We start from the raw sequence: 22,752 nt of genomic DNA on the forward strand, positions 1-22,752 counted from the left end.
AGGAGTGTTCATGCACCGCAGAAGGATCCTTCAGGGCGCCGCCGTAACGGCGGCCGCCGCGCTGATCCCGGCCTCCGCCCGCGCCGCGGCATCCACGGCGGCAGGCGACACCGACTATCCGCTCGCCCACTGGACACCCGCGTCCACGTCCAACTGCACGGCGTCGAACCGCCCTTCGGCCTATCCCATCCAGTACGTGATCATCCATGTCACCCAGGAGACGTTTCCGAACACGATCGGGATCTTCCAGAATCCGGCGAAACAGGTCTCCGCGCACTATGTGGTGCGCTCGGCGGACGGCTATGTCGCCCAGTGCGTCCGGGAACAGAACATCGCCTGGCATGCGGGCAACTGGGACTACAACACGCGCAGCATCGGCATCGAGCACGAGGGCTGGGTGGACCAGCCCTCGTACTTCACCAACGCCATGTACGAGAAGTCGGCGTTGCTGACCGCCTCGGTCTGCGACCGTTACAGCATCCCCAAGGACCGTGCGCACATCCTCGGCCATGCTCAGGTCCCGGGCACCGACCATACCGATCCCGGCCCGAACTGGGACTGGGTGCGCTACATCCGTCTCGTCAATCTCTACGGAACCGGCTGACGCACCTTCGCCGCCGCGTCCGATTGCTCTCCGCACCGTGCTTGTCGCAGACGTCGACTGCGGCCACGATGGGGTGTGCACAACGCCCCTGAACGGGAGGGTGAGTTGACGGATCCCTGGGTGGCCCTGGCAGCCGATACGGACCCCGGCGAACGGCTTGGCCAACTGCGGCACGCACACGAGGTGTTCACCACGGCTGGACGGCTGGAGCGGCCGGTGCGTCCGGTGGTCGGCGAGTCGTGGCGGCGCTCGGCCCGGGCCCGGGTCAGCCCGGACGGCGCGGCCCTGGTCGAGCTGAGCGCGGACGACCTCGGGCCGTACCGGGACGGGCATCCCCTGGCCCCCGCCATGCCGCTGATCCGTGAGCTGATGAGCGCGTATGCGACGGACGGCGAACATCTTCTCGCGGTGTGCGACGCGCACGGCAGACTGCTGTGGGTCGAAGGACACGCGTTGACCCGACGGGCCGCGGGCCGGATGAACTTCGTGGAGGGCGCCCGCTGGGCCGAGTCCGTGGCCGGGACGAACGCGCCGGGTACTGCCATCGCCGTCGACCGGCCGGTGCAGGTCTTCGCCGCCGAGCACTTCCTGCGGCCGGTCCAGCAGTGGACGTGCGCGGCGGCGCCGCTCCACGACCCGCACACGGGACGGGTCCTGGGCGCCGTGGACATCACCGGTGGGGACCGGCTCGCGCATCCGCACAGCCTGGCGTTCGTGCAGGCGGTGGCACGCGCCGCCGAGTCGCAGCTGGCACTCCTCGCGCCCTCGCCGGCCGGGGAGACCGTACAGCTCAGTGCGCTCGGCAGGGACGAGGCCCTGCTCGTCGCGGGAGGCCGCAAGATCCCGCTCAGCAGGCGGCACAGCGAGATCCTGGTGACGCTGGCCCGCCACCCCGAGGGCCTCGGCGGCGACGAACTCCTTGTCGAGCTGTACGAGGACGAGTCGGTGACGCCGGTAACCCTGCGGGCCGAACTGTCCAGGCTGCGGCGACTGCTCGGTCCCGAGTTCCTTCTTTCCCGCCCCTACCGTCTCTCCGTGCCGGTCGACGCCGATTTCGACACGGTGGCGCGCAGGCTGGCATCCGGGGCGGTGGCAGCGGCACTCAGCGCCTACGCGGGTCCGCTGCTGCCGGGCTCGCAGGCACCATCCGTCAGCCGTCTGCGGCGCCGGCTCGACGAGCAATTGCGGGCAGCGCTCATCGCACGCGGTGACCCGGGGCTGCTGGCCGACTGGGCGTACAGCCCGTGGGGCGAGGACGATCTCCCGGTCTGGCAGGCGCTCGCCTCGGCCGTACCCGCCGGCCAGCGACCCGCGCTCCTGGCCAGGACCCGGGCGCTGGACGCCGAGCAGCGGTAGCCTCCCCCGCGGCCCGCGCAACGGGGTTGCAACGTCGCGCCGCCTACCCTCATGCCGAGGGCCGTCCAACGGCGGGCGGCACCGGATCCGGGAGGCCACAGAGATGACCCGTTACGCTGCGCCGGGCACCGAGGGCGCCATCGTCTCGTACGAGTCCCGCTACGACCACTGGATCGGCGGCGAATACGTCCCGCCCGCCCGTGGCCAGTACTTCGAGAACCCCAGCCCCGTCAACGGCCGCCACTTCACCGAGATCGCCCGTGGCAGTGCCGAGGACGTCGAACGGGCCCTGGACGCGGCACACGCCGCGGCTCCCGCGTGGGGAGCGACCGCGGCAGGCGACCGCGCCTCGGTCCTCAACAGGATCGCCGACCGGATGGAGGCGCACCTGGAGGAACTGGCGGTCGCCGAGAGCTGGGACAACGGCAAGCCGGTACGCGAGACCCTGGCCGCCGACATCCCCCTGGCCATCGACCACTTCCGCTACTTCGCCGGTGCGCTGCGCGCTCAGGAGGGATCGCTCAGCGAGATCGACGACGACACTATCGCGTACCACTTCCACGAGCCGCTGGGCGTCGTCGCGCAGATCATTCCGTGGAACTTCCCCATCCTGATGGCGACCTGGAAGCTGGCCCCGGCGCTCGCGGCGGGCAACGCGGTGGTCCTCAAACCGGCCGAACAGACCCCGGCCTCCATCCACGTATGGCTGAAGCTGGTGGCCGACCTCCTTCCGCCCGGCGTCGTCAACATCGTCAACGGCTTCGGCGCGGAGGCCGGCAAGCCTCTCGCCTCCAGCCCCCGTGTCGCGAAGATCGCCTTCACCGGTGAGACCACCACGGGGCGACTGATCATGCAGTACGCCTCCGAGAACATCAAGCCGGTGACGCTCGAACTGGGCGGCAAGTCGCCGAACATCTTCTTCGACGACGTGTGGAACGCGGACGACGACTTCCGCGACAAGGCCCTCGAGGGCTTCACCATGTTCGCCCTCAACCAGGGCGAGGTCTGCACCTGTCCCTCGCGCGCGCTGATCCAGCGCGGGCACTACAGCGAATTCCTGGAGGCGGGCATCGCCCGCACCGAAAAGATCGTGCCCGGACACCCGCTGGACACGGACACGATGATCGGCGCCCAGGCCTCCAACGACCAGTTGCAGAAAATCCTTTCGTACCTGGACATCGGCCAGCAGGAGGGCGCGAAGGTCCTCACGGGCGGTCAGAGGATCGAGTACGACGGGGAGCTGGCGGGTGGCTACTACGTCCAGCCGACCATCTTCGAGGGCGACAACCGGATGCGGGTCTTCCAGGAGGAGATCTTCGGCCCGGTCGTGGCGGTCACGTCCTTCTCGGACTTCGACGACGCGATCGGAACGGCGAACGACACGCTGTACGGCCTCGGGGCGGGCGTATGGACCCGCGACATCAACACCGCGTACCGGGCGGGCCGTGCCATCCAGGCAGGCAGGGTCTGGACGAACTGCTACCACGCGTACCCGGCCCATGCCGCCTTCGGCGGCTACAAGCAGTCGGGGATCGGCCGTGAGAACCACAAGATGATGCTGGAGCACTACCAGCAGACGAAGAATCTTCTGGTGTCGTACTCGCCGAAGAAGTTGGGCTTCTTCTAGACGTCAAAAAAGGGCGCCTGAACAGGTGTTTCACCTGTCAGGCGCCCTCCCTGGAGCGCATCTAAGCCACGGGGTGAAGTGCGGAGAAACTCCCGATATCTCCCACTGCTATCCCACCTCTGACCAGCTGTTCCGGGGCATTTCCGGGCCAAGGCCCGGCTCATGTGTCCTCTGCACTGCGGTCCTGCCCCTCCCACCTTCGCATCGACCCCTCGATCAGGCTGTTGGCATGGTTCCGCGCCTCGGCCAGAAACTTGGCGTAGTAGCGGAAGAGGACCTGGATGCTCTGTCCGGCGCGGCGCGCACACTCTGCCGGGTCGACACCGGAGGCAAGCCAGAATGAGATCCCTGCGTGGCGCAGGTCGTAGGGGCGTTTCGCCAGCTCAAGGGCGTGTTCGTCGAGAGTCAGTGCGGCCTCGCGCGCACGCCCCCATGTGATGTTGTACGCGGAAGTATCGACGTAGTTTCCCGCACCATTGCGGAACAGACGTCCATCGGGTGCGACACCGAAACTCTCTATGTGCTCGCGCAGCATGCGCACCAGCACAGGCGGGATAGGCACGGGCCTCGTCGCCTTGGCCGCGCGTCGCTTCAGTGAGTGGACCTCGTGAACGGCACCGTCGTTCGTCCACTCCTTCCCCGCCGTGACGACCCCGCCCTTCAGGTTGAGGAGCCCCCATCCAGTCGTTGGCAGTCGGCACTGGGGCTTCTGCAAGTGAATAACCTCAGCAGGACGCATCGCGGCGTAGTACATGCAGCCGAAAAAGGCGTACAGGTGCGGGCCTCGACCGGGCAGAGCCCTGACCGCAGCAAGCAGGCGGCCCACCTGCGCCGGATTGGGCACGCAGTCCGGATCGACTTCGTCGGCAACTTCCGGCGCAGACCACCGCAGGCCGGTCAGCGGGTTCTGGGTGAAGTACCCACGTTCCACTGCGACCCCGAACACCTCGTTGACGGCAGCTCTCTTGCGCTTCACGGTCTTCGCTGCAGCGGCTGCCCCATCGACCTTGCGGCACAGAGCGTCGAGTCCCCGGCGCAGCACATCGGGCTCCGCCAACTCGCTCACGGGCAACGAATGGCGCTGCAGCCAATCCAGTGCTGCCTGCCACTCCTCGGGCGGATCCCCCTTCCAGGCTTTTTTGTTGAAAGCCCATGAATACAGTGCCCTCCGCAGTTCACGAGGTGCCCGGGACATGTGCTCTGGCTCAACAAAGGCTGGAGTGATGGTCGCGAGAGCGTCGGCAAGCGTCCGACGTGTATTTCCCGGCGTACGGTCCCAACGCTGCTCGATGTACTCCCTCGCCAGGACATACCAGGTGGTGCGCTGTTTCAGGGCCCGGAGCTCGGAGGCCGGCAGGCCCGTCCTTGTATCGAACGGCTCGCCGTCGCGCGCGGCAGTCACGAGCTTGGAACGTCGGCTCTCCGCAAGGCCCTTCGTGAGAAAGGACTCGGATTTCTCCCGCCCATTGACGGTCCATCGAATTTCGAACCCCTTGCGACGGTCGGGCCGCTCCCGGGTGTCCCAAAATCGAACTCTGTAGCTCATTGCCATTCAGGCGTATCCCTCTCACACGCTTCCCACCACGCGTCTAGATCGACGCGGCGGCAGCGGAGTTCACCATTCGGAAGTTTGATCATTCGGGGCGCATGACCGCGAGCGCGCAAGCGGTAGAACGCTGACGGGCTCATTCGGATTTCCGCCAGGACCTCGGCGAGTTTGAGTGCGGGAGGGCGAGCCATGTTTCCCCTGAAGATTTGAACGAGTCGCCAGACACTGGGCGGCACAACAGAGCTAACTCAGTTGAGCGTTGGCATGGAAGTTCACCGCGTCCGCACAGCTCCACCGCCAAGCGCAGCCCCTGCGAACTCCTCAATGGTCGCGACGATCGCCGGTTTGGCTAACCGGCGATCGTGGTCTATGTTGCGTGCCACATCGCCAGAGTCCGGTTGCTCCCACGCTGGCTTCGGCTAGGAAGCCAGCCGGTATGAGCGCAGGGCGGGGGTCGCGCCGTCCGTGACGATTACCAGCAGACCGTCATCAGTGAGTCGGTCAAGATTTCGCGCTACGACACACTCAGGAGCCCTAGCCTCAATACCGGTAACTTAGGGCGTTGTTGTCCGCTTGACCCGTTTGGGTTTGGTGGCATTAACGATGGTGATGACTGGGGCGCGTGGGTGGTCTGCAACGTGGTGGGCTGCGCGTTTGAGGGGCCAGCTGGCGATTTTGCGTTTCATGACGCGGGGGTTGGATCGGCGGCGTCGTGGTGGCAGGAGGCGTTCGAGGAGTTCAGCGTGGGTGGCTTTGATTGCGCGGGTAAGTCTGCCGGGGGGAAAACGCCGCCTGGTCGGTGACCTGGCGGCGCACGACGCGCAGTGAGCGGGTGAAGGAGATCCGGTCGGGATCGTGATCGCCTTGTCGTGCGGCCTGGTGCATCAGGTGTCGGATGGCGTGGTGGACGAGCAGGAAGCCGAAGAGTTCCTGCTCGGCTCCATCAGGGTGCTGTGAACGCAGCACCAGGCGTGGCCCTCCGAGGTGGGTCTTGATTTCGTCGAGGGTGGACTCGAACTCCCATCGCTGGGCGTAGAGGGCGGCCAGTTCCGCGGCTGGGGCCTTGCCCGGGTCGAGGATCGTGGTGAGGAGGCGATAGACACCCTCGTGGCCGGCGATGGTGTACTCCACCGCGCGTACCGGCACCCCGCGACGGGTGTGGTGGATGTCGCTCCGGTCGAAGATCTCCGTGAGGTAGGAGCCGTCCGGCAGTTGCTCGACCACGGGCAGCACCAGGTCTTTGCGGACTCGCCACAGCAGGTCCGCCCCAGTGGCGGCGGCTGTACGCCACAGGTCCACGCCGTAGAAGCCACGGTCGGCCAGCAGCATCATCCCCGGCCGCAGGGACGGCAGGACCGCACGGGCCAGAGTCTGCTCTCCGGTGCGCAGAGCACCGATCGCAGCGTCGAAGACGGCATGGGTGCCGCACTCCACCAGACCGACCATGCGCAACTGCGGGCAGCCGACGTTCTGTTCACCCCGACCGGAGCGCGGCGGACGGCCGAACACCTCCACGTTCGTCTTCGTGTCAGGCAGGTCGAATGTGGTGCCGTCGATCGCGGTCAGCCGCCAGTCGCGGTAGAAAGCACCCTGAGTGTCCGGTGTGGCGACCGGACGGCACACCCGCGCGAACAGCTGCTGCAGCGGCGCCACACCCAACCGGGACCTGGCTTTCCAGATCGCAGCCGTGCTCGGCACCGCCCACGATGCACGCCAACACCGCGCACCCCGCAAACCCGTGGTCAGCAGCCGGGCGACCTCCTCATAGCTCTGCCCCGAGAACAGGCACATCGCCAGCACGAAGTAGACCACCAGCCGGGCTGGCAACAGCCGGTTCCGCTGCTGTATCCGGCCCGTATCCGCCAACACCTCGTCCACAAGCTCCGGAGGAAAAGCCTGTGTCAACACCCCGACCGCGACCCGGTCCGACAGACGCTCACCAGATGACTTCAGCTGTCCCGCTCTTGGCATACCAACAACAACGACCGGAATGCCCCTAAGTTACCGGTATTGGCCCCAGCCTCGATCTTTCGTGATTGGTCGTCAGCTTCGGCTGGCGGCCAATGCGTCGTTGTGGAGCGTGTGCGGGCATACGGGTGGCCCGATCGTCGCATCGGGTGGGCGCCGGATTCCACGGTTCCGGTCGGTGGCTCTTCTGCTCGTCGGGACGGGTTGTTACTGGTCAGCGTGGGTTCGGGAGGGTGTCGAGCCGTCTGATCGCGTCTGTGATCACGTCGGTCCATGGCCAGTGGTGGGCGAATCGCAGGTGCCGTTGGCGGGCGGTGGTGATGAGTTGGGCAGCGGCGGAGAACAGCCGCAACCGCAGGCGGCGGGGCTCCCAGAGGCGGGGTTTGCCGGTCAGAGCGAGCATCGGCATCCAGGCGAGCAGGTCGAGGGCGAGCTGGACGATCTCCAGCCAGATCCGGTTCTGTGCGGTCTCGTGCAGGGGCAGGTTCCGCAGGCCGGTGGCCCGTGCGTTCCGAATGCGGTCCTCTGCCCTCGCCCGTCGGCGGTGCCTCAGTTCCAGGTCCGTGATCTTCCCGCCCGTCGTGTTGGTGGCGAAGCAGGTGAGCCGCAGGCCGTCGGCGTCGGTGAAGCGCAACTGGGCGCCGGGGTGGGGCCGTTCCTTGCGGACGATCAGCCGCATTCCCTTCGGCCAGCCCTTGAGTGTGTCGCCGTCGAGTTCGGCGGTCCAGGCGCCGTCGCGGATCTCGCCGCCCGGCTCGACCGCTGGGGTCCAGGCGGAGGCCGGGACCTTCAACACGGCCTGATGAATCTGCTCAGTGATGGTCATCCCGACCGAGTACGACAGCCACCGGCCCCGTTTCGTGAGCCAGGCGAGGAACTCATGGGTGCCGCCCGCGGAGTCGGTACGGATCAGTGTGGACCGGCCGCGCCGGTGACGCTTGGGGAGCTGGGCCAAAGCGAGTTGAGTGGCGGTGATGTGGTCGGCGGCGGTGTTGGATCCCGCGTTCCCCGGCCGCAACAGTGCTGCCACCGGCTCCCCGGTGCCACCGCTTCCGTGGTCGACGAAGCCCATCAGGGGGTGATGTCCAAACGACTTCTTCCAGGTCGCGGCCGCGTCCTGCTTGTCGGAGTGGGCCAGGACCAGCACTCCGTCCAGGTCCACAATCACCTGGCCGCCCCTATCCGGCGCCGCATCTTTGGCCAACGTCCAGACGTACTCGCGCACTTCGGCGCGCGCCGAGCGGATCGCGGTCAGGGCCTTGTCCCCGGCCGCGGCGAGGGTGTCGATCAGCCGGGAGACCGTTGGGTCGGAGGCCACCGGCCCGAACACGGCCGGCTCGGCCCGCAGCAGTCCCGCATCGGCCAGGCAGTCCCCGCCCAGCGCGACCGCGAGAGCCACATCCAGCAGGATCTTGCCCGGATCGTGCACCGCCCGAGGCCGCCGCCACGGCCTCAGCGCCGCCGATATCTCGGTATCCAGGCCGGTCTTACGGGCAGTCTCGACCAGCAGTACTCCGCCAGCCTGCGAGACCACCCCGCTCCCGCCGCCCTCGATGCGGACACGCGGATAGGACCCGATACGCTTCTTCACCTGAGGAGTGCTTCTTTCATGCGCCGACCTGGACCCTAGACAAGTCCCATCGTTGCAGGTCAGGAGCACTCTTCGCGTTTCCGATCACGCATCGGACACCCAGCCACGTGAAAGCCCGAGGTTAGGTCACATCGGCGTCGAACGGCGTGTGCGCGGGCGCCGTCGTCTCCCCGTCCTTCTTGAAGGACACGGGGCCCGGTGCTTTGGCCTGCAGGACGGGCCCCGTCGCAGAGCTCTCCGGCGCTTCGCCATCAGCTGTGTCGCGGATGGCGTCAGCGACCTCCGCCAACTCCTGCCCAGGGTCGAGAGCACTGCGGATCTCGTCAAATCCGAGGCCGTCGCCGTTCAGGACGTGCTTGCGTACGAGCGTCTTGGGGTGGAGATCCTCGAACTCGAAGTCCCCGAACTCCGGACCGAGTTCGGACCGGATCTCCTGCTTCGCGCTCTCGGTGAACTGCCGGAACTTACGGATGAGTCCCGTCACATTCTGAATGAGCTCCGGCAGCTTGTCCGGGCCGAATAGAAGGACAGCAAGAAAAGCGAGTGTGATCAGTTCCAGCGGGCCCACATCAGAGAACACCGTGCCACTCCTTGAGCTGTCGCCGCTCGGACGCTATGCCCGCCGATCGACCGCCTGGTCAGTTCCGCTAGTTTAGGAATTGCGCAATAAAAGAACCATGGAAGTCTGTCCGGCGTCGAAACCCGGCGACGACACAGACCCGACCAGAGCAGTAAAGAAATATCGCGGGCGTCCGCCTGTCCAAGGGTGGCAACGTATCGCCGAGCAAGGAATCGCCCGGCCTGACCACCGTGACGGTCGGTCTCGGTTGGGATGTGCACACCACCACCGGCACGGACTATGACCTGGACGCCTGCGCCCTGCTGTGCATCGAGGCCGGAAAGGTTGTCTCCGACCGACACTTCAGCTTCTGCAACAACCTCAAGAGCCCCGAGGGCCCGGACGAGCACACCGGCCACAACCCCACCGGTGAGGGCGAGGGCGACGACGAATCCATCAATGTCAACCTCGACACCGCCCCCACCGGGATCGCGGAGATCGTCTTCCCGGTCTCCATCCACGAGGCCGATAGCCTCGGTCAGAGCTTTGGCCGGGTCAGCAACGCCTTCATCCGCGTGATCAACCGCGCCAACAACGTCGAACTCGCCCGCTACGACCTGTCCGAGGACGCCTCCACCGAGACGGCAATGGTCTTCGGCGAGCTCTACCGGCACGGAGGCGAGTGGAAGATCCGCGCGGTCGGCCAGGGCTACGCCTCCGGCCTGGCCGGCATCGAATCCGACAACGCCGTCAACGTCTGACCCGAGACGCCTTCCGGCCCGTGGCAGCTCAAGCCCGGCGCCGCCCGGTTTCCCAGGCCGGGCGGCCCCCTTCCCGCGACCATCCTCGACTCGGCTTGCCATCCCCCTCGCCTCGGGCAACAGCGGCGACGTATGCACCGACCGGTACCCGTGAAAGGGGTCTACGCCGAGCCCATCGCTGTTGGTGAACTGCACCGCTGCGTAGGAGGGAATCACCGGTTTCACACCGGGGTCTCGACCATGGCCTCGACCGTGCGGGCGGGCATGCGAACGATGTAGCGCATGTGGACCCGTCGGCCACCAGAGCTCGCACAGACGCCGCTGGGCGCGGAGGATTCGGGCAGAGCTGTGCTTCACGCCCATGAACGCGTCCAGGACGAACCTGCGCGGGCCCTCCCCTGCGGCCTGCTGACCACCGGGATCACCAATCTCCATCGCCGAAGTCGCCTCCACCCTCGAAGCCGCTGCCTTCGAAACCACCGCCGAAATCGCCCGGGTTGAAGTCGGCGCCGGTGAACTCCCCGCCACCTGGAGCGCTGTCGACGGGGGCTGCGCCCGCGAAGGCGGAGGGTGTGCTGAGGACCGAGCCCAGCATCGTGCCCACGAGCAGGCCGCCGAGCATGCTGCCCGTGCCGCCGAAGTAGCCGCCCGCCCAGGGTGCGTATGCGGGTCCGGCATTCCAGTACGGCTGGGAACCGTGGGCCGTCCGCACCTGACGGACCATCGGCTCCTGCCCGGCCGCCAGGAAGTCGGCGTCAGCCTCACACGCCGGTACACTGCGCGCCGCGCCGCCGGGCGGGGCCCACATCGCATCGATGGCCGACGGGCCGTGGCGAGGGTCGAAGAAGCAGGGAGCGCGGCGCTCGGGCACCGGGATGCCGGCGCGGCGAGCGGTCAGGCCGGCGAGCGCGAACCGGCCCTCTTCGAGGGCTGCGGTCACCGGCTGGACGTCCTGCGGTTTGGCGGCCACGGCCATCAGTTCTTTGGCCTTCTCGTACGTGTCCAGCGCGTGGGTGTAGTCCTGCCGCATCGCGTCGTCGGCCCCGGGCTCCGACGGATGGAAGTCGAGCCGGTCCAGTTCCTCGCCGAAGGCGGTGATGTCCTCGTCGACGACGACGCGCAGGGCGTCCAGTTCGGCGCGCTCGCGCTTCTTCTTTGAGCGACGGTACAGGGTGTATCCACCGGCACCGGCCGCCGCGACCGCGCCGACGGTGAACAGCACTGCCGCACCGCCGCCTCCCTCATCACCCTCGGAGCCGCTCCAGGCGGCCGGGGCCTTCCCCCTGGCCTGCTCGGTGGCCTGGTCGACGAAGGCGGTCAGGAGTCCTTCGGTATCCCCGGAGTGGGAGCGCCTGACGGCGCCGGTGAGGTTGCCGACCGCGTTGCGGGACATCACCGAGGAGTCCGCGTTCGCGTTGAAACCGTCGCCGAGATGGACGGCGTACACCCCAGTGATGCCGACCTGGGTGCGCAGGTCCCGCATCAGGGTCCCGGGAGGGAACTCGGCGGCCTCGGGCAGTACAGCGACGAAAACGGGCTTGCCCGCGTCCTCGATCTTCTTCGCAAGGTCTTCGGCGTCGGCCTCGGAGAGCTGGTCCCGGGCGCGCGGATCAACGTACACGGGACTCTTCTTCAAGGCCTCGGCCACGCTGTCGAGGCCCACCCCCGCGGCGTGCGCGGGGACGGACGCGAACATCGCGCAGACCATCAGAGCCAGGACAGCCAGGACCGGGCCGAGCCGTGGCAGTACCCGACGGGCGACAGGCATGGCAGTTCCTCCTCCTGCGACGGATTGCAACACCATAGTTGCTCAGTTGCGTAATATAGCAAGTCTCGCGAAGGAGGGGGTCCCAGTAGTTCTCGCCGAGAAAACAACGCTAAGGACTGAGCCCCAGGTCAGGCCGTGGGCTCCGGAGTGGCTGTGGCTGTCTGCTCGTCGTGTTCGCGCAGCATGCGCATGACGGTGGCCGGGGCTGGGTGCTGGCCGCGCTTCTTGCCGGTGCGGATGACGAGGCGAGAGGCGTTCGTCGTCGCGCAGGCGCAGGGCGGTGGCGAGCATGTCCTCGTCGGAGACCTTGACACGCCGATCGCCTTGCCCTTCGTACGGGCGGTCTCCTGGCCTTCGAGGGTCTTGTCGCGGATGTAGTCGCGCTCGGACTCCGCCATGGCGGCGAAGAAGGCGAACAGGGCGGCCCCGTGGCCGGACGGGTTGTGCTTCCCGGCCAGAGGGCCGGTGAGGAACTCCAGCTCGATCTCGGCGTCGCGCAGTTCCTCGGCGACCTTGAGGAGTTCCAGGGCGCCGCGGCCGAGCCGCTTCATCTCGTGCACCACGAGGGTCACCCTCGCCCCCAGCGAGCGGTACTCGGGGTGCCGGCGAGCAGGTGCTCGTGTCCGGCAAGCGTGGTGCGACGCGACTGGGCTTCGCCGTGCTGGTGAAGTTCTATACGCAGTACGGCCGGTTTCCCCGGGGCCGGGCCGAGCTGGCGGGTGAGGCGGTGGAGTTCGTCGCCCGGCAGGTGCAGGTGCCCGCTTCGGAGCTGGGTTTCTACGACTGGACGGGCCGCACGGTCGAGTACCACCGTGCGCAGATCCGGGAGCGCCTCGGCTTCCGGGAGTGCAGCGTCGCGGACGCGGAGAAGCTGACGGCGTATCTGGCCGAGCACGTCGCGGACAAGGAACGCAGGCCCGAGCAGGTCCGGGTGGAATTGCTGGCCCGCTGCCGCACGGAGAGTATTGAGCCGCGCACGTCGGGCCGGTGCGACCGCATCGTGGGGGCCGCTCTGAAGGCGGCCGAGGAGTCGCTGGACCTGCCGCAGGACTTCGAGGCCCGGCGGGCGGAGAACTATCGGGAGCTGCGCAAGCCGCTGGACGCCGCGGTGTTCGTCGACGAGCTGCGCGAGCAGATGACGGCCGAGCTGGCCCTGCTCAACGACCAGATGCCGAAGTTGTCCTGGCTGGACATCGCCGAGCGGAAGTCCGGGGCGATTCGGCTGACGGCGGCCGAGGCCCAGCCGGCGCCGCGCAACCTGCGCAGGATCAAGGCCGAGGTGCAGAGGCGTTGGGGCATAGTGCCGCTCGTCGACATGCTGAAGGAAGCGGTGCTGCGGACCGGCTGCCTGGACGCGGTCACTGCCGTGTCCGGCGGCGGCAGCCTCTCGCTGGAGGTGCTGGCCGAACGCCTGCTGCTGGTCATCTACGCGTACGGCACGAACACCGGGATCAAGGCCGTGGCGTCCGGCGGCCACGGGCACACCGAGGACGAGTTGCGGTACGTGCGGCGCCGGTATCTGTCGGCGGAGTCGGCCCGTGCCATCGCCGTCCAGATCGCGAACGCCACCTTCGCCGCCCGTAGTACTGAGTTGTGGGGCCAGGGCTCGACCACGGTCGCCTGCGACTCCACCCACGTGCGGGCCTGGGACCAGAACCTGTTCACCGAGTGGCACTCGCGGTACGGCGGCCGCGGGGTGCTCATCTACTGGCACGTGGAGAAGAAGTCCTTGGCCATCCACTCCCAGCTGATCAACTGCACCGCCTCCGAGGTCGCCGCGATGATCGAGGGCGCGATGCGGCAGGGCACCACCATGGACGTCGAGGCCAACTACACAGACTCGCACGGCCAGTCGGAAATCGGGTTCGGCGTCACGAGGCTGCTGAACTTCGACCTGCTGCCGAGGATCAAGCGGATCAACAAGGTGAAGCTGTTTCGGCCGGTGGCCGGCGAACCGGACGCCTACCCGCAGCTGACTCCGGCGCTGACCCGCCCGATCCGCTGGGAACTCATCGCCCAGCAGTACGACCAGGTGATCAAGTACGCGACCGCGATCCGGACCCGGACCGCGTCCACCGAGGCGATCCTGCGGCGCTTCACCCGCAACGCCTCCCACCCCACCTACGCGGCGATGCTGGAGGTCGGCCGCGCCCAGAAGACCATTTTCGTCGCCCGCTACCCGCGGCTTCGGGACCTCCAGAGAGAGATTGAGGAGGGCCTGAACGTCATGGAGTCCTCCAATGGCGCGAACAGTGTGATCGCCTACGGCAAGGGCGGCGAGATCGCCTCGAACCGGCGCGACGAGCAGGAAATGTTCGTCCTGTGCCTGCGCATCCTGCAATCGGCCCTGGTCTACGTGAACACTCTGATGCTCCAGGACATCCTCGGCGAACCGGAGTGGGCGGACCTGCTCACGCCCGCTGACCGGCGGGGCCCGACCCCGCTCTTCTGGTCCCATGTCCGGCCATACGGTGAGGTGAACCTCGATATGGGCGCCCGCCTCGACCTCGCCGCGGCCGCCGTACCGGCCCCCGGGCCCCGGCCGACCAGACCACGCGATCCACCGTGGAGAACGCATGAACCTGCGCCTGTACGGCACTGCGCGCGGGCCGCGCCCGCGTCTCCCATGGCGCGACCCCGACACCGTGGCTGCCCCGGGCCCGTGCCTGGGTCACCGTGCTGACCTTGCCCGCGTGGTGGCGCCTGCCGGACGATGACCGAGAGTCCCACCGGTCCGGCGTCGAACCCGCCTTCTGGACCAACCGCCAGGTCCGCCGGAGCGGTCTGCGCACGTCGTGCTGGATGCGCGAGAGCGAGCCCGACATCCTCATTCTGCGATGGTGGCCGGTGCTCGGCCGCCTGACACGCGGCCGTGAAATCCAACGGTCAGTGCTGGAAGCGGTAGCGGGTCTGGCTGTACGCCTCGCCCTTTCCGAAGGCGAATCCGGCCTCCGGGCCGATGCGGTACAGCAGGACCTTGCCGGAGCGGATGGTGTCACCGAGGCCGTGCCAGGTACCGTCCGGGCTCGTCAGCAGGTCGCCGTACTTGCCCTCGTAGGCGTCGGCGGTGGTGCTGCGTTCAGTCGGGTCGCGCACCAACTCGGCACGTCCCTCGATGGTGATGTCGAGACCGTCCAGGACGTTCGTGCCGGTTGTCATGACGCAGTGGTGGTTGCCGTGGAGGTTACGCGTCTTGCGCTCTTGGTCGCCGGTGGCGAAGTACAGGGCGCCGCCGGTCCAGACGGCCAGCAACGGTGTCACGTGGGGCCGGCCGTCGGGGCGGACGGTGGACAGCCAGAACAGTCGCGCCTGCTGGAGCTCACGCAGTGCGGTCGGCCAGGGGGTCGCGTCGGCGCCGGGGTCGCTGAAGGGGCCGAGCTCGGCAACCGGGTCACGGTCGGACATGGAAGCTCCTCAATGGGTCAGGCGGGCATGCGGTCGGCCACGATCTGGTCAACGGGAGGCGCCGCGGTCTCCTTGGTGACCGGTGCCGATCGCTTGCCGAGCATGGCCAAAGCGATGACCGCGCCCAGTGCCGCGACGAGGCCGACCACGCCGAACGCGGCCTGATGACCGGGAACCAGCGTCTGCGGCGCGGCGGTCCCAGGCGTGGGTGCGTGCGCGGCGACAACGCTGCCGGCGATGGCTACGCCGAGGGCGGTGCCGACGGCGAAGCAGGTATCGGCGAGTCCGGCGGCCAGACCGGAGTGCCGTTCGGCGACACCGGTGAACGCGGCGATCTGCGCACAGACGGTGGCGGTGCCCATGCCCGCCCCGAAGACCAGCAGGGCAAAAGTCAGGAGTTCCGGTGAGCTGTGCTCGGACACCACCCGGGTGAGCAGCAGGCAGGCTCCGCCGAGCAGGGCAGTGCCGACGGTCGCGACCGGACGCACGCCGACCCTGGTCACAACCCGCTGGCAGGCCAGAGCGCCGACCACAGCCGCCACGGTCATCACTCCGGCCGTGAGGCCGAACCGCACGGGCGACCAGCCGAGCACCGCCTGCGCGTGGGCGGTGAGGACGATGAGCATGCCGTCGACCGCCATGCCCGTGACGAGGAGCAGGAGGTCGCCGCCGACCAGGGAACGCGACCGCAGGACCCCGAACGGCACCAGCGGCGCCTTGGACCGCCGTTCGATCACGACAAACAAGCCGGTCAGCGCCATCGCACCCGCCAGCGGCCCGAGGACGTGGTGGCTGGACCACCCGACGTCAGGGACGCTGGTGATGGCGTAGACGAACAGCACGAGCGCCGAAGTGACCGTCAGCGCCCCGGCCAGGTCGAGGGAGCGGACACGCGCCTGGTTCCGGCTCTCGATCAGCATCACCGGCGCGAGGACCAGCACCACCGCCCCGACCGGGACGTTGATCCAGAAGACCCACTGCCAGCCGAGCGTATCGGTGATGAGCCCGCCCAGCAGCAGCCCGGCGGTGGCACCGAATCCTCCGATCCCGCCCCAGATTCCCAGTGCCCTGTTCCGCTCGGCGCCTTCGGCGAAGGCGTTCATCACCATGGACAAGGCTGCGGGGGCGATGATGGCGGCCGACACACCCTGCAAAGCGCGGGCTGCGACCAGCGCCTCTGCCGACGGGGCGAACCCGCATCCCAGCGAGGCCAGCACGCGCAGCGACATTCCGGCCAGGAAGACGCTGCGGCGGCCGAGCAGGTCCGCGGCGCGGCCGCACAACAGCAGCAGGCCTGCAAAGGCCAGCGCGTAGGCCGTGACCGCCCAGTGGACGGCGGTGCCGTGCGCCCGGAACTCCCGCTCGATGGCCGGCAGGGCGGTCAGCAGGCTGGTGCCGTCCAGGATGGTCATGAAGAACGCCGTGCCCAGCAACACCAGCACCCGCCACTTCGAGGGGGACGGCCGCGGGCTCACTCGTGCCATCCCGCATCCAGCTCGACGCCCAGCGCGTCGAGCCAGTCGCCGGTGCCGAGCTCCCGCCAGGAGGGCTCCTCCCGGCCATCGAGGAAGGTGCCCTGCTCGGTGAGGACCAGCCGGGTGCCCCCATCGGCCGGGCAGAACGCCACGGTCGTCAGCGACGCCGCCGCGAGGTCCTCCCCCACGTGCAGGACAGAGGTGTAGACGATGCGCTCGTCCGGGACGATGTCGCGGTACAACGACTCGAACGTCAACGATGGGCCGCTGTCCGGACGGCTGCGGTTGGCCTCCCGGCCCCCGACCCGGAAGTCCAGCTCATGGTCAGCGTCGGGCGTGGAGAACCAGCGGGCCTTCGCCTTCGGGTCGGCCCATGCGGCGAACACCCGGGCCACCGTGGCCGGGTAAAGGCGTTCGAGGGTGAACGTGGCGTGCGTGACAGAACGGTCGATCATCACAAGCTCCCTTGCTCCGGTGTGCCGGGATCATCGAGCAGGTAGTCGCCGAGCCGGTCCAGGCGCCGTTCCCAGGACGTGCGCTGCTCGGCAAGCCAGTCCTCGGCCGTCCGCAGCACGTCCGGCTCGATGCGGCAGGTGCGGACGCGGCCGATCTTCTCGGATCTGACCAGCCCGCAGGCTTCCAGCACCTGGATGTGCTGCATGACGGCCGGTAGCGACATCTCCAGTGGCCTGGCCAGTTCGCTGACCGACACCGGCCCGCGGATCAGGCGCTCCACCATCGCCCGGCGCGTTCCATCCGCCAGCGCCTGGAACACCCGATCCAGCGATCCGCCATAGTTAGGCATGTCCTTAACTATGAGTCGGTACACATCTATAGTCAAGTGCTTCCTTAACCAATGACCCGATCACGGTGGTCCGATCTGCTGGCTTTCTCGCGCATTCGCCCCTGTTCTCGTACACCTACGGCGAAACGGACATGTAGCACCGCGTGATGCTCGGGGTCGGCCCCGGCGCGAGGGCCGGCGGTACAGCGGATGGCGGTAGCAGCTGTTCCGCTTTCGATTCCGCGTGGCTTATCAGACTTCCGGCCACCGGCCGGTCGTCCGTGTCATGCCGCAGTAAGTGCCGGATTTACTGCGGCGGAGCCCCTAACGTGATCACCGCGACCTGCGACGGGGCATTCCGGCCGCCGGGGCCAGGTGTACGCATTTACTGCGGCAGCGCCGGAAGGGCAGGGCGGGCGTGACGATCGAACCGGTGACCGAACTCGGGAGCAGGGGCGCGCTCCGGCTGCCGCGCGCCCGGGTGGTGCCCCTGTCCGCCCTGCCCTCGTCGTACACCGCGGCGGTCGAGCGGTACCTCACCAGCGCCGGGATCGCGAAGTCCTCCGCGCGGATCTACCGGATCTCGCTGACGACGTGGGGGTGGATGCTCGCCGGCGAACCGGCGCCGACCGGGCCCGCCCGCCGGGGCGCGAAGCCGCCCGTCTTCCCCGTTGCCGCGATTGACGACCCGGCGTTGCCGGAGGTGCTGGCCGAGCTGGCGGCGGCGCGGGCGGACGCGATGGACGCTGACACCGTCAACCGGGAGCTGTCCATCGCGCGCAAGGCGATCGGCTGGTGGCAGCGCCAGGGCTGGATCGAGGGCGATCCGACGATCGGCATCGAGCGGCGGCCGGCGCCGCCGGACCGCACCAAGGCCCTGGCGGAGAATCAGATCGCCGCCCTGTGGCGCCTGGACGTCGGGCTCCGGGAGAAGACGCAGTGGAAGATACTCTACGAGTCCGCCGCACGGGCCGACGAAGTGCTGTGCCTCAACGTGGAAGACCTGTACCCGCAGGACAAGCGCGGAAGGATCACCGCCAAGGGCGGTGCGACCGAGTGGATCCACTGGCAGTCCGGCACCGCCCAGCTCCTGCCCCGCCTCATCTCCCGTCGTACCCGCGGCCCGCTGTTCCTCACCGACCGCAAGGCCCCCGCCGGGACGCCGACACTGGACGTGTGCCCCGAGACCGGCCGGGCCCGGCTCTCCTACCGCCGGGCCGAGGAGATCTTCGAGGAGAACACGCGGCTGCTGGCCAACCCCCTCGCCTCACCCGAAGACATCAAGGACCTGGACGGCTGGACACTCCATCGGCTACGTCACAGTGCCCTGACACACGACGCCGAGGACGGCACCTCAACCCCGATGCTGCTGGCCCGCTCCCGTCACGCCTCCGTCCGCTCCCTGGAGCGATACGCCCGACCCGGCGTCGACTCGGTCGCCCGGCACGTCGCCGAACGTGACCCCGCCGCACGTCGCCGAACGTGACCCTCGCCGTTTGCGGCTGGTGACAGCGTTCTTACCGGCACGTCGGCCGTGAGTTCAGCGTGGCTGAGGGGCTTTCACCGGGAACCCACGGCGTACTCGGACTGGCCCGCCAAGGGGGTGGATGAGTCCTTCCCTCGCCACGCCTGCGCTCCGGACGCCTCGCCGGACGACGTGCCCTACAACGCGCTCAAGGCCGGATGCGAGCGGGCGGTCGAAGAGGGCTTCCCCGAACGCGCCCTGATCGTCAATCCCGGCATCATCGTCGGTCCCGGAGAGAACGTCGGGCGCCTCCCGTGGTGGCTGGAGACCATCGCACGTGACGGTCGTGTGCTGGCTCCGGGGTTCCCGGACCGCGCGATGCAGCTGATCGACGCCCGTGACATCGCCAACTTCATGCTCGACCGGCTCGCCGAGGGCGGCACCGGCCGATATCTGACCACCGGTGTCCGCGAGAACACCAGCATGGGTGAGCTGCTGGGTGCCTGTGTCGACGCCACTGGTGCCGAGACCGAACTCGTGTGGGCGGACGAGCAGTTCCTCCAGGATCACGGCGTGGCCCCGTGGACCGAAGTACCACTGTGGGCCCCTGAAATTCCCGAGGTGGTCGGCACCTGGACTGCTTCCTCGGCCAAGGCCCTGGCCACAGGTCTGCGCTGCCGTCCGGTCGCCGAGACTGTCGCGGACACCTGGCGAGTGCTCAGCGAGGGCGGGTATCCGCGACCCAAGTACCTCCAAGGGAAGATTCCCGTCGGCTTGGACAAGGACAAGCACGACGCGGTCCTCGCCGCGTGGTCGCAGGCATGAGCCCCACGCGCCCGGCCCCGCGACCGGCAACGGCGCAGCAAGGCCCGGCGCGGCGGAAGTGTCCCCGACCCCTCCATGACCATAGTCAGGCGTCACTCCGCAGGAACAGAGACCTGGGACGAGGCGTATGTCCCGCCTGTCCATCGAGCCTCGTCCGTTGAGCGTCTCCGAACGAGCCGTGTTGGAGCACATCCTTTCGGCCGACTTCGCGGGTGCTTCCGAACTGCGCAGTCAGCTGGATCGGACGGAGGTCGTGGCCCTCTGGGCGCCTGGGTCCGTGAGCATCGACCTGCGGGTCCGGGAACCGATGTGGCATGCGGTGATGCCCTCCGAGTTGGTGCCGGTCGACGCTCACGTCCACGATGAGTCCTGTCAGTTTTCGGAGTCGGCTGCGCTGATGTCCGAAGCCACCTGCGCGCGTCCGTGAATTGATTGAGTGCTCATCTCGGCGTGGCGTCGTGTCGTCCCGCGCGCAGGGCCGGCCTCGGTGCCCTCGCGGACCTCGGCTTCCTCGGCCTGGACGACGACCCGGGCGACCCCGTGGTCGTCACCGGCTTCAAGGCCACCCGCGCCCGCAAGCTCACCACCAGCCAGGAGGGCGCCAACCGGGTACTCGCCGCCGGACGCGCCCCGGTCGAACACGGCTTCGCCCACCTGAAGAACTGGCGGACCCTCACCGAGCTCCGCACCGACCCCGCCCGCGCGACGAACCTCCTGCGCGCCCTGCTCGTCCTGACGAACCTCGAAGTCAACCGCTGACAGACGATCCACCCCGCAGACTGCCTCCCATCCCGATCCCACCTTCAAGAGATACGGGTGCGAGGTGCTCAGTCCGTCGGCTGCGTCGGCTCGGCCACCTCGTCAGTCGATCCGGCCTGCTCGCCGCCGAACACCTCATCGACGAGCCTCTCCATCGCCTTCAGGAACGCCCCGGCCAGGGACATTGCGGCGTCGTCCACATAGTTGAGCGAGGCGGTGAGGGTCTTGCTGCCGTCGGGCGTGCTGTACATCAGCGCCGCGTGGCCCGCGGCGCCGCCGTTGTGGAAGAGGAGGGTGCCGCCGTTGCCCGCGTCCTGCACACGCAGCCCCAGGCCGAAGCCGCTCTTGGGATGCGGCGTGCGCATCTCGGCCAGCAGCCCGGCCGGCAGGAGTTTGCCGCCCGCCAGCGCGGAGATGAACGTGTGGAGGTCCTGGGTGGTGGAGATCATGTCTCCGCCGGCGGAGATCCAGGAGGGGTTCTGGCGGGTGATGTCGACCGTCTTCTGCTGGCCGCCTTCCTCGTACCGGTAGTAGGCGTGGGCGTGCGGCTCGGGGATCTCCGGCGAGGTGTACGGCACCACGGTGTCCGACAGGCCGAGCGGACCCAGGATCCGCTCTTGCGTCTCCTCGGCGCACGAGCGGCCGGTGACCTTCTCGATCAGCAGCCTGGCCAGCACGTAGTTGGTGTTGGAGTAGCTCCAGCCCGTCCCCGGCTCGAACCGCGCCGGCTTGGACAACGCCAGCCGTACCAGCTCCTCCGGCGGGTAGGTCTTGAACCGGTTGTCCACCCACTCCTGGCCCGAGATGGTGGAGGGGATCCCCGCTACGACCGTCCCGTCCTCGAAGAGCTCGCCGGTGAAGTTGAACACCCCGCTGGTGTGCTGCAACAGCATCCGCACCGTTATCCGCCGGTCAAGGGCGAACTCGGGCAGGTAGTCGGCCGCCGGGGTGTCCAGTTCGATCTTGCCTTCGGCCACCAGTTGCAGCACCAGGGTCGCGGTGAAGGTCTTGGTGTTGCTGCCGATCCGGACGTACCCGTTGACCGGCGGCTTGGCAGCCTCGCCTAGTTCGGCCACCCCGGCACTGCCGACCCACTCGCCCCGCTCATCGTTCACGCGCAGCGACACCCCGGCGAGACCGGAATCGACGATCTCCTGGATGGCCTTCTGCAGCTCCGGGCGATCCTGTCCGGCAGCGGAGTTCTCTGTGGTGTGGAGGGACTCGCTCATGGTCATTCCTCAATCTCGCGACAGTTGGCCCCGGTGACTACCGGCCCCTTCGAGGCGGCCTCGCGATGAGCCTGCACCCTGACCCAAGGTCAAGGTCAACCTCCATCGCGACCATGGGCTGACCGGCACCGATCATTGCGCGCTACCCTCGCCCCTGTGATCGCCCGCAACCCGTACCCCGAGACCGCGGCCGCCCACGATCTGGAGGTGTGCTGAGCCGATGGCGAACGGGCTCACGATCGGTCAGGCGGCGGCGTTCGTCGGCGTCACGATCAAGACGGTGCGGCACTATCACCGGCTCGGCCTGGTCGCCGAGCCGGAACGTGACGGTTCCGGCTACCGGCGCTACGGGTCGGCCGACCTGCTCCGGCTGATCCAGGTCAGGACCCTGGCCGGGGCCGGCGTACCGCTGGCCGAGATCGGCGACCTGCTCGACGCCGATCCCGAGCAGTTCGCCGCCGCCCTGGACGACGTCCATCGCCGCCTCACCAAACGGATCGAGGACCTGACCGCACGCCGCGACACGCTGCACCGGCTTGACCACAGCGACCGGGCCCTTCTGCCCGACCGGGCCTGCGCGATCTTGGACCGACTCACCGATCTCGGCTTCAGCCCCGACTACGTGGCCGTTCAACGCGAGGGTCTGGTGCTGGCCCGGGCACTGATTCCGGAGATTTTCGACAGCTTCCTGACCCAGCTCGAACACTCGCTCGCCGACCCCGAGTTCATCGAGCTGACCAAGCGCAGCTGGGACGCCAGATCCTGGGATCCCGACGACCCGCGGATCGACGGGCTCGCGTCCGCGGTGGCCGCCAATCTGCTGACCAACCGTGCGCTGCAGACGATGCCGACCGGGTTTCAGAACCAGTCCGACGCCGCCGCCCGGTACGGACTGGTCAACCACCACCGGGAAGACCAGGGACCCTCCATCGCCCGGTTGAACGCCCTGGTCGAAGCGAACCTGCGCGCGGCCGGCATCCACATCCCGCATCAGTAACGCCCTCTCAGGAGAAGGCCGGGGGCCGCA

Annotated in this window: 21 protein-coding genes; 9 read left to right on the forward strand and 12 right to left on the reverse strand. The window is 68.2% G+C overall.

Translation table 11 applies throughout. The features are described from left to right. Nucleotides 1–10 precede the first annotated feature (10 nt). The 3 genes from OG609_RS01615 (at nucleotide 11) to exaC (ending at nucleotide 3,587) form a co-directional block, all read left to right on the forward strand. The gene (locus OG609_RS01615) at nucleotides 11–604 is read left to right on the forward strand and encodes an N-acetylmuramoyl-L-alanine amidase (RefSeq protein WP_327271080.1); all 594 of its coding nucleotides are present in this window, start codon (nucleotides 11–13) and stop codon (nucleotides 602–604) included. A 105-nt stretch (nucleotides 605–709) separates the two neighbouring features. Continuing rightward, nucleotides 710–1,960: a GAF domain-containing protein gene (locus tag OG609_RS01620; protein WP_327271081.1), complete on the forward strand. Its 1,251-nt coding sequence runs from the start codon at nucleotides 710–712 to the stop codon at nucleotides 1,958–1,960. 103 nt (nucleotides 1,961–2,063) lie between these two features. Then, complete coding sequence (gene exaC / locus OG609_RS01625) at nucleotides 2,064–3,587, forward strand: acetaldehyde dehydrogenase ExaC (protein WP_327271082.1); 1,524 nt, start codon at nucleotides 2,064–2,066, stop codon at nucleotides 3,585–3,587. A gap of 160 nt (nucleotides 3,588–3,747) precedes the next feature. Here the strand turns inward: exaC and OG609_RS01630 are convergent, their stop codons facing one another. The 5 genes from OG609_RS01630 to OG609_RS01650 all read right to left on the reverse strand — a co-directional run bounded on the left by OG609_RS01630 (nucleotide 3,748) and on the right by OG609_RS01650 (nucleotide 9,275). Next, nucleotides 3,748–5,139, reverse strand: coding sequence for a tyrosine-type recombinase/integrase (locus OG609_RS01630; RefSeq protein ID WP_327271083.1), 1,392 nt, complete (start codon nucleotides 5,137–5,139; stop codon nucleotides 3,748–3,750). After that, a complete protein-coding gene (locus OG609_RS01635; RefSeq protein WP_327271084.1) occupies nucleotides 5,130–5,327 on the reverse strand; it encodes a helix-turn-helix transcriptional regulator in 198 nt (65 codons plus the stop codon). The genes OG609_RS01630 and OG609_RS01635 overlap by 10 nt, the downstream gene beginning before the upstream one ends. A gap of 547 nt (nucleotides 5,328–5,874) precedes the next feature. Further along, entirely contained in the window at nucleotides 5,875–7,107 is a 1,233-nt protein-coding gene (locus OG609_RS01640) for an IS4 family transposase (RefSeq protein WP_327271085.1), read from the reverse strand. Between the two features lie 211 nt (nucleotides 7,108–7,318). Further along, nucleotides 7,319–8,695 (reverse strand): IS1380 family transposase, encoded by a 1,377-nt coding sequence (locus OG609_RS01645; RefSeq protein ID WP_327270970.1) that lies wholly within the window; start codon nucleotides 8,693–8,695, stop codon nucleotides 7,319–7,321. Between the two features lie 121 nt (nucleotides 8,696–8,816). Beyond that, nucleotides 8,817–9,275 carry a sec-independent translocase gene (locus tag OG609_RS01650; protein WP_327271086.1) on the reverse strand — a complete coding sequence of 153 codons (459 nt, stop codon included), beginning with the start codon at nucleotides 9,273–9,275 and terminating at the stop codon, nucleotides 8,817–8,819. 161 nt (nucleotides 9,276–9,436) lie between these two features. Between OG609_RS01650 and OG609_RS01655 the strand changes: the two genes are divergently transcribed. Continuing rightward, a complete protein-coding gene (locus OG609_RS01655) occupies nucleotides 9,437–10,015 on the forward strand; it encodes a TerD family protein (RefSeq protein WP_327277908.1) in 579 nt (192 codons plus the stop codon). A 421-nt stretch (nucleotides 10,016–10,436) separates the two neighbouring features. Here the strand turns inward: OG609_RS01655 and OG609_RS01660 are convergent, their stop codons facing one another. Then, nucleotides 10,437–11,783 (reverse strand): hypothetical protein, encoded by a 1,347-nt coding sequence (locus OG609_RS01660; protein ID WP_327271087.1) that lies wholly within the window; start codon nucleotides 11,781–11,783, stop codon nucleotides 10,437–10,439. Nucleotides 11,784–11,911: 128 nt separating this feature from the next. Next, nucleotides 11,912–12,346: a recombinase family protein gene (locus tag OG609_RS01665; protein WP_327271088.1), complete on the reverse strand. Its 435-nt coding sequence runs from the start codon at nucleotides 12,344–12,346 to the stop codon at nucleotides 11,912–11,914. Nucleotides 12,347–12,402: 56 nt separating this feature from the next. Here OG609_RS01665 and OG609_RS01670 point away from each other — a divergent pair, with 56 nt between their 5' ends. Continuing rightward, a complete protein-coding gene (locus OG609_RS01670; RefSeq protein ID WP_327271089.1) occupies nucleotides 12,403–14,466 on the forward strand; it encodes a Tn3 family transposase in 2,064 nt (687 codons plus the stop codon). Between the two features lie 203 nt (nucleotides 14,467–14,669). On the opposite strand, the gene OG609_RS01675 is transcribed toward OG609_RS01670, so the two are convergent. From OG609_RS01675 to OG609_RS01690, 4 genes are read right to left on the reverse strand one after another with little or no spacing between them, the layout of a single operon-like run. Continuing rightward, nucleotides 14,670–15,188 (reverse strand): pyridoxamine 5'-phosphate oxidase family protein, encoded by a 519-nt coding sequence (locus tag OG609_RS01675; protein ID WP_327271090.1) that lies wholly within the window; start codon nucleotides 15,186–15,188, stop codon nucleotides 14,670–14,672. Nucleotides 15,189–15,205: 17 nt separating this feature from the next. Further along, nucleotides 15,206–16,672, reverse strand: coding sequence for an MFS transporter (locus OG609_RS01680; RefSeq protein WP_327271091.1), 1,467 nt, complete (start codon nucleotides 16,670–16,672; stop codon nucleotides 15,206–15,208). Beyond that, nucleotides 16,660–17,118, reverse strand: a complete 459-nt coding sequence (locus OG609_RS01685) for an SRPBCC family protein (RefSeq protein ID WP_327271092.1) — start codon at nucleotides 17,116–17,118, stop codon at nucleotides 16,660–16,662. The genes OG609_RS01680 and OG609_RS01685 overlap by 13 nt, the downstream gene beginning before the upstream one ends. Then, nucleotides 17,118–17,492: an ArsR/SmtB family transcription factor gene (locus OG609_RS01690; protein WP_327271093.1), complete on the reverse strand. Its 375-nt coding sequence runs from the start codon at nucleotides 17,490–17,492 to the stop codon at nucleotides 17,118–17,120. Before OG609_RS01690 ends, OG609_RS01685 begins: the two co-directional genes overlap by 1 nt. 388 nt (nucleotides 17,493–17,880) lie before the next feature. Between OG609_RS01690 and OG609_RS01695 the strand changes: the two genes are divergently transcribed. The 3 genes from OG609_RS01695 (at nucleotide 17,881) to OG609_RS01705 (ending at nucleotide 20,496) form a co-directional block, all read left to right on the forward strand. Further along, entirely contained in the window at nucleotides 17,881–18,933 is a 1,053-nt protein-coding gene (locus tag OG609_RS01695; protein WP_327271094.1) for a tyrosine-type recombinase/integrase, read from the forward strand. Nucleotides 18,934–19,050: 117 nt separating this feature from the next. Continuing rightward, nucleotides 19,051–19,737, forward strand: a complete 687-nt coding sequence (locus tag OG609_RS01700; RefSeq protein WP_327271095.1) for a hypothetical protein — start codon at nucleotides 19,051–19,053, stop codon at nucleotides 19,735–19,737. A gap of 450 nt (nucleotides 19,738–20,187) precedes the next feature. Continuing rightward, the gene (locus tag OG609_RS01705; protein ID WP_327271096.1) at nucleotides 20,188–20,496 is read left to right on the forward strand and encodes a transposase family protein; all 309 of its coding nucleotides are present in this window, start codon (nucleotides 20,188–20,190) and stop codon (nucleotides 20,494–20,496) included. Nucleotides 20,497–20,564: 68 nt separating this feature from the next. Here the strand turns inward: OG609_RS01705 and OG609_RS01710 are convergent, their stop codons facing one another. Continuing rightward, nucleotides 20,565–21,725 carry a serine hydrolase domain-containing protein gene (locus OG609_RS01710; RefSeq protein ID WP_327271097.1) on the reverse strand — a complete coding sequence of 387 codons (1,161 nt, stop codon included), beginning with the start codon at nucleotides 21,723–21,725 and terminating at the stop codon, nucleotides 20,565–20,567. Nucleotides 21,726–21,945: 220 nt separating this feature from the next. Between OG609_RS01710 and OG609_RS01715 the strand changes: the two genes are divergently transcribed. Further along, nucleotides 21,946–22,722 carry a MerR family transcriptional regulator gene (locus OG609_RS01715; protein WP_327271098.1) on the forward strand — a complete coding sequence of 259 codons (777 nt, stop codon included), beginning with the start codon at nucleotides 21,946–21,948 and terminating at the stop codon, nucleotides 22,720–22,722. The last annotated feature ends 30 nt before the right edge of the window (nucleotides 22,723–22,752 follow it).

Source organism: Streptomyces sp. NBC_01224 (assembly GCF_036002945.1).
GTDB lineage: Bacteria > Actinomycetota > Actinomycetes > Streptomycetales > Streptomycetaceae > Streptomyces.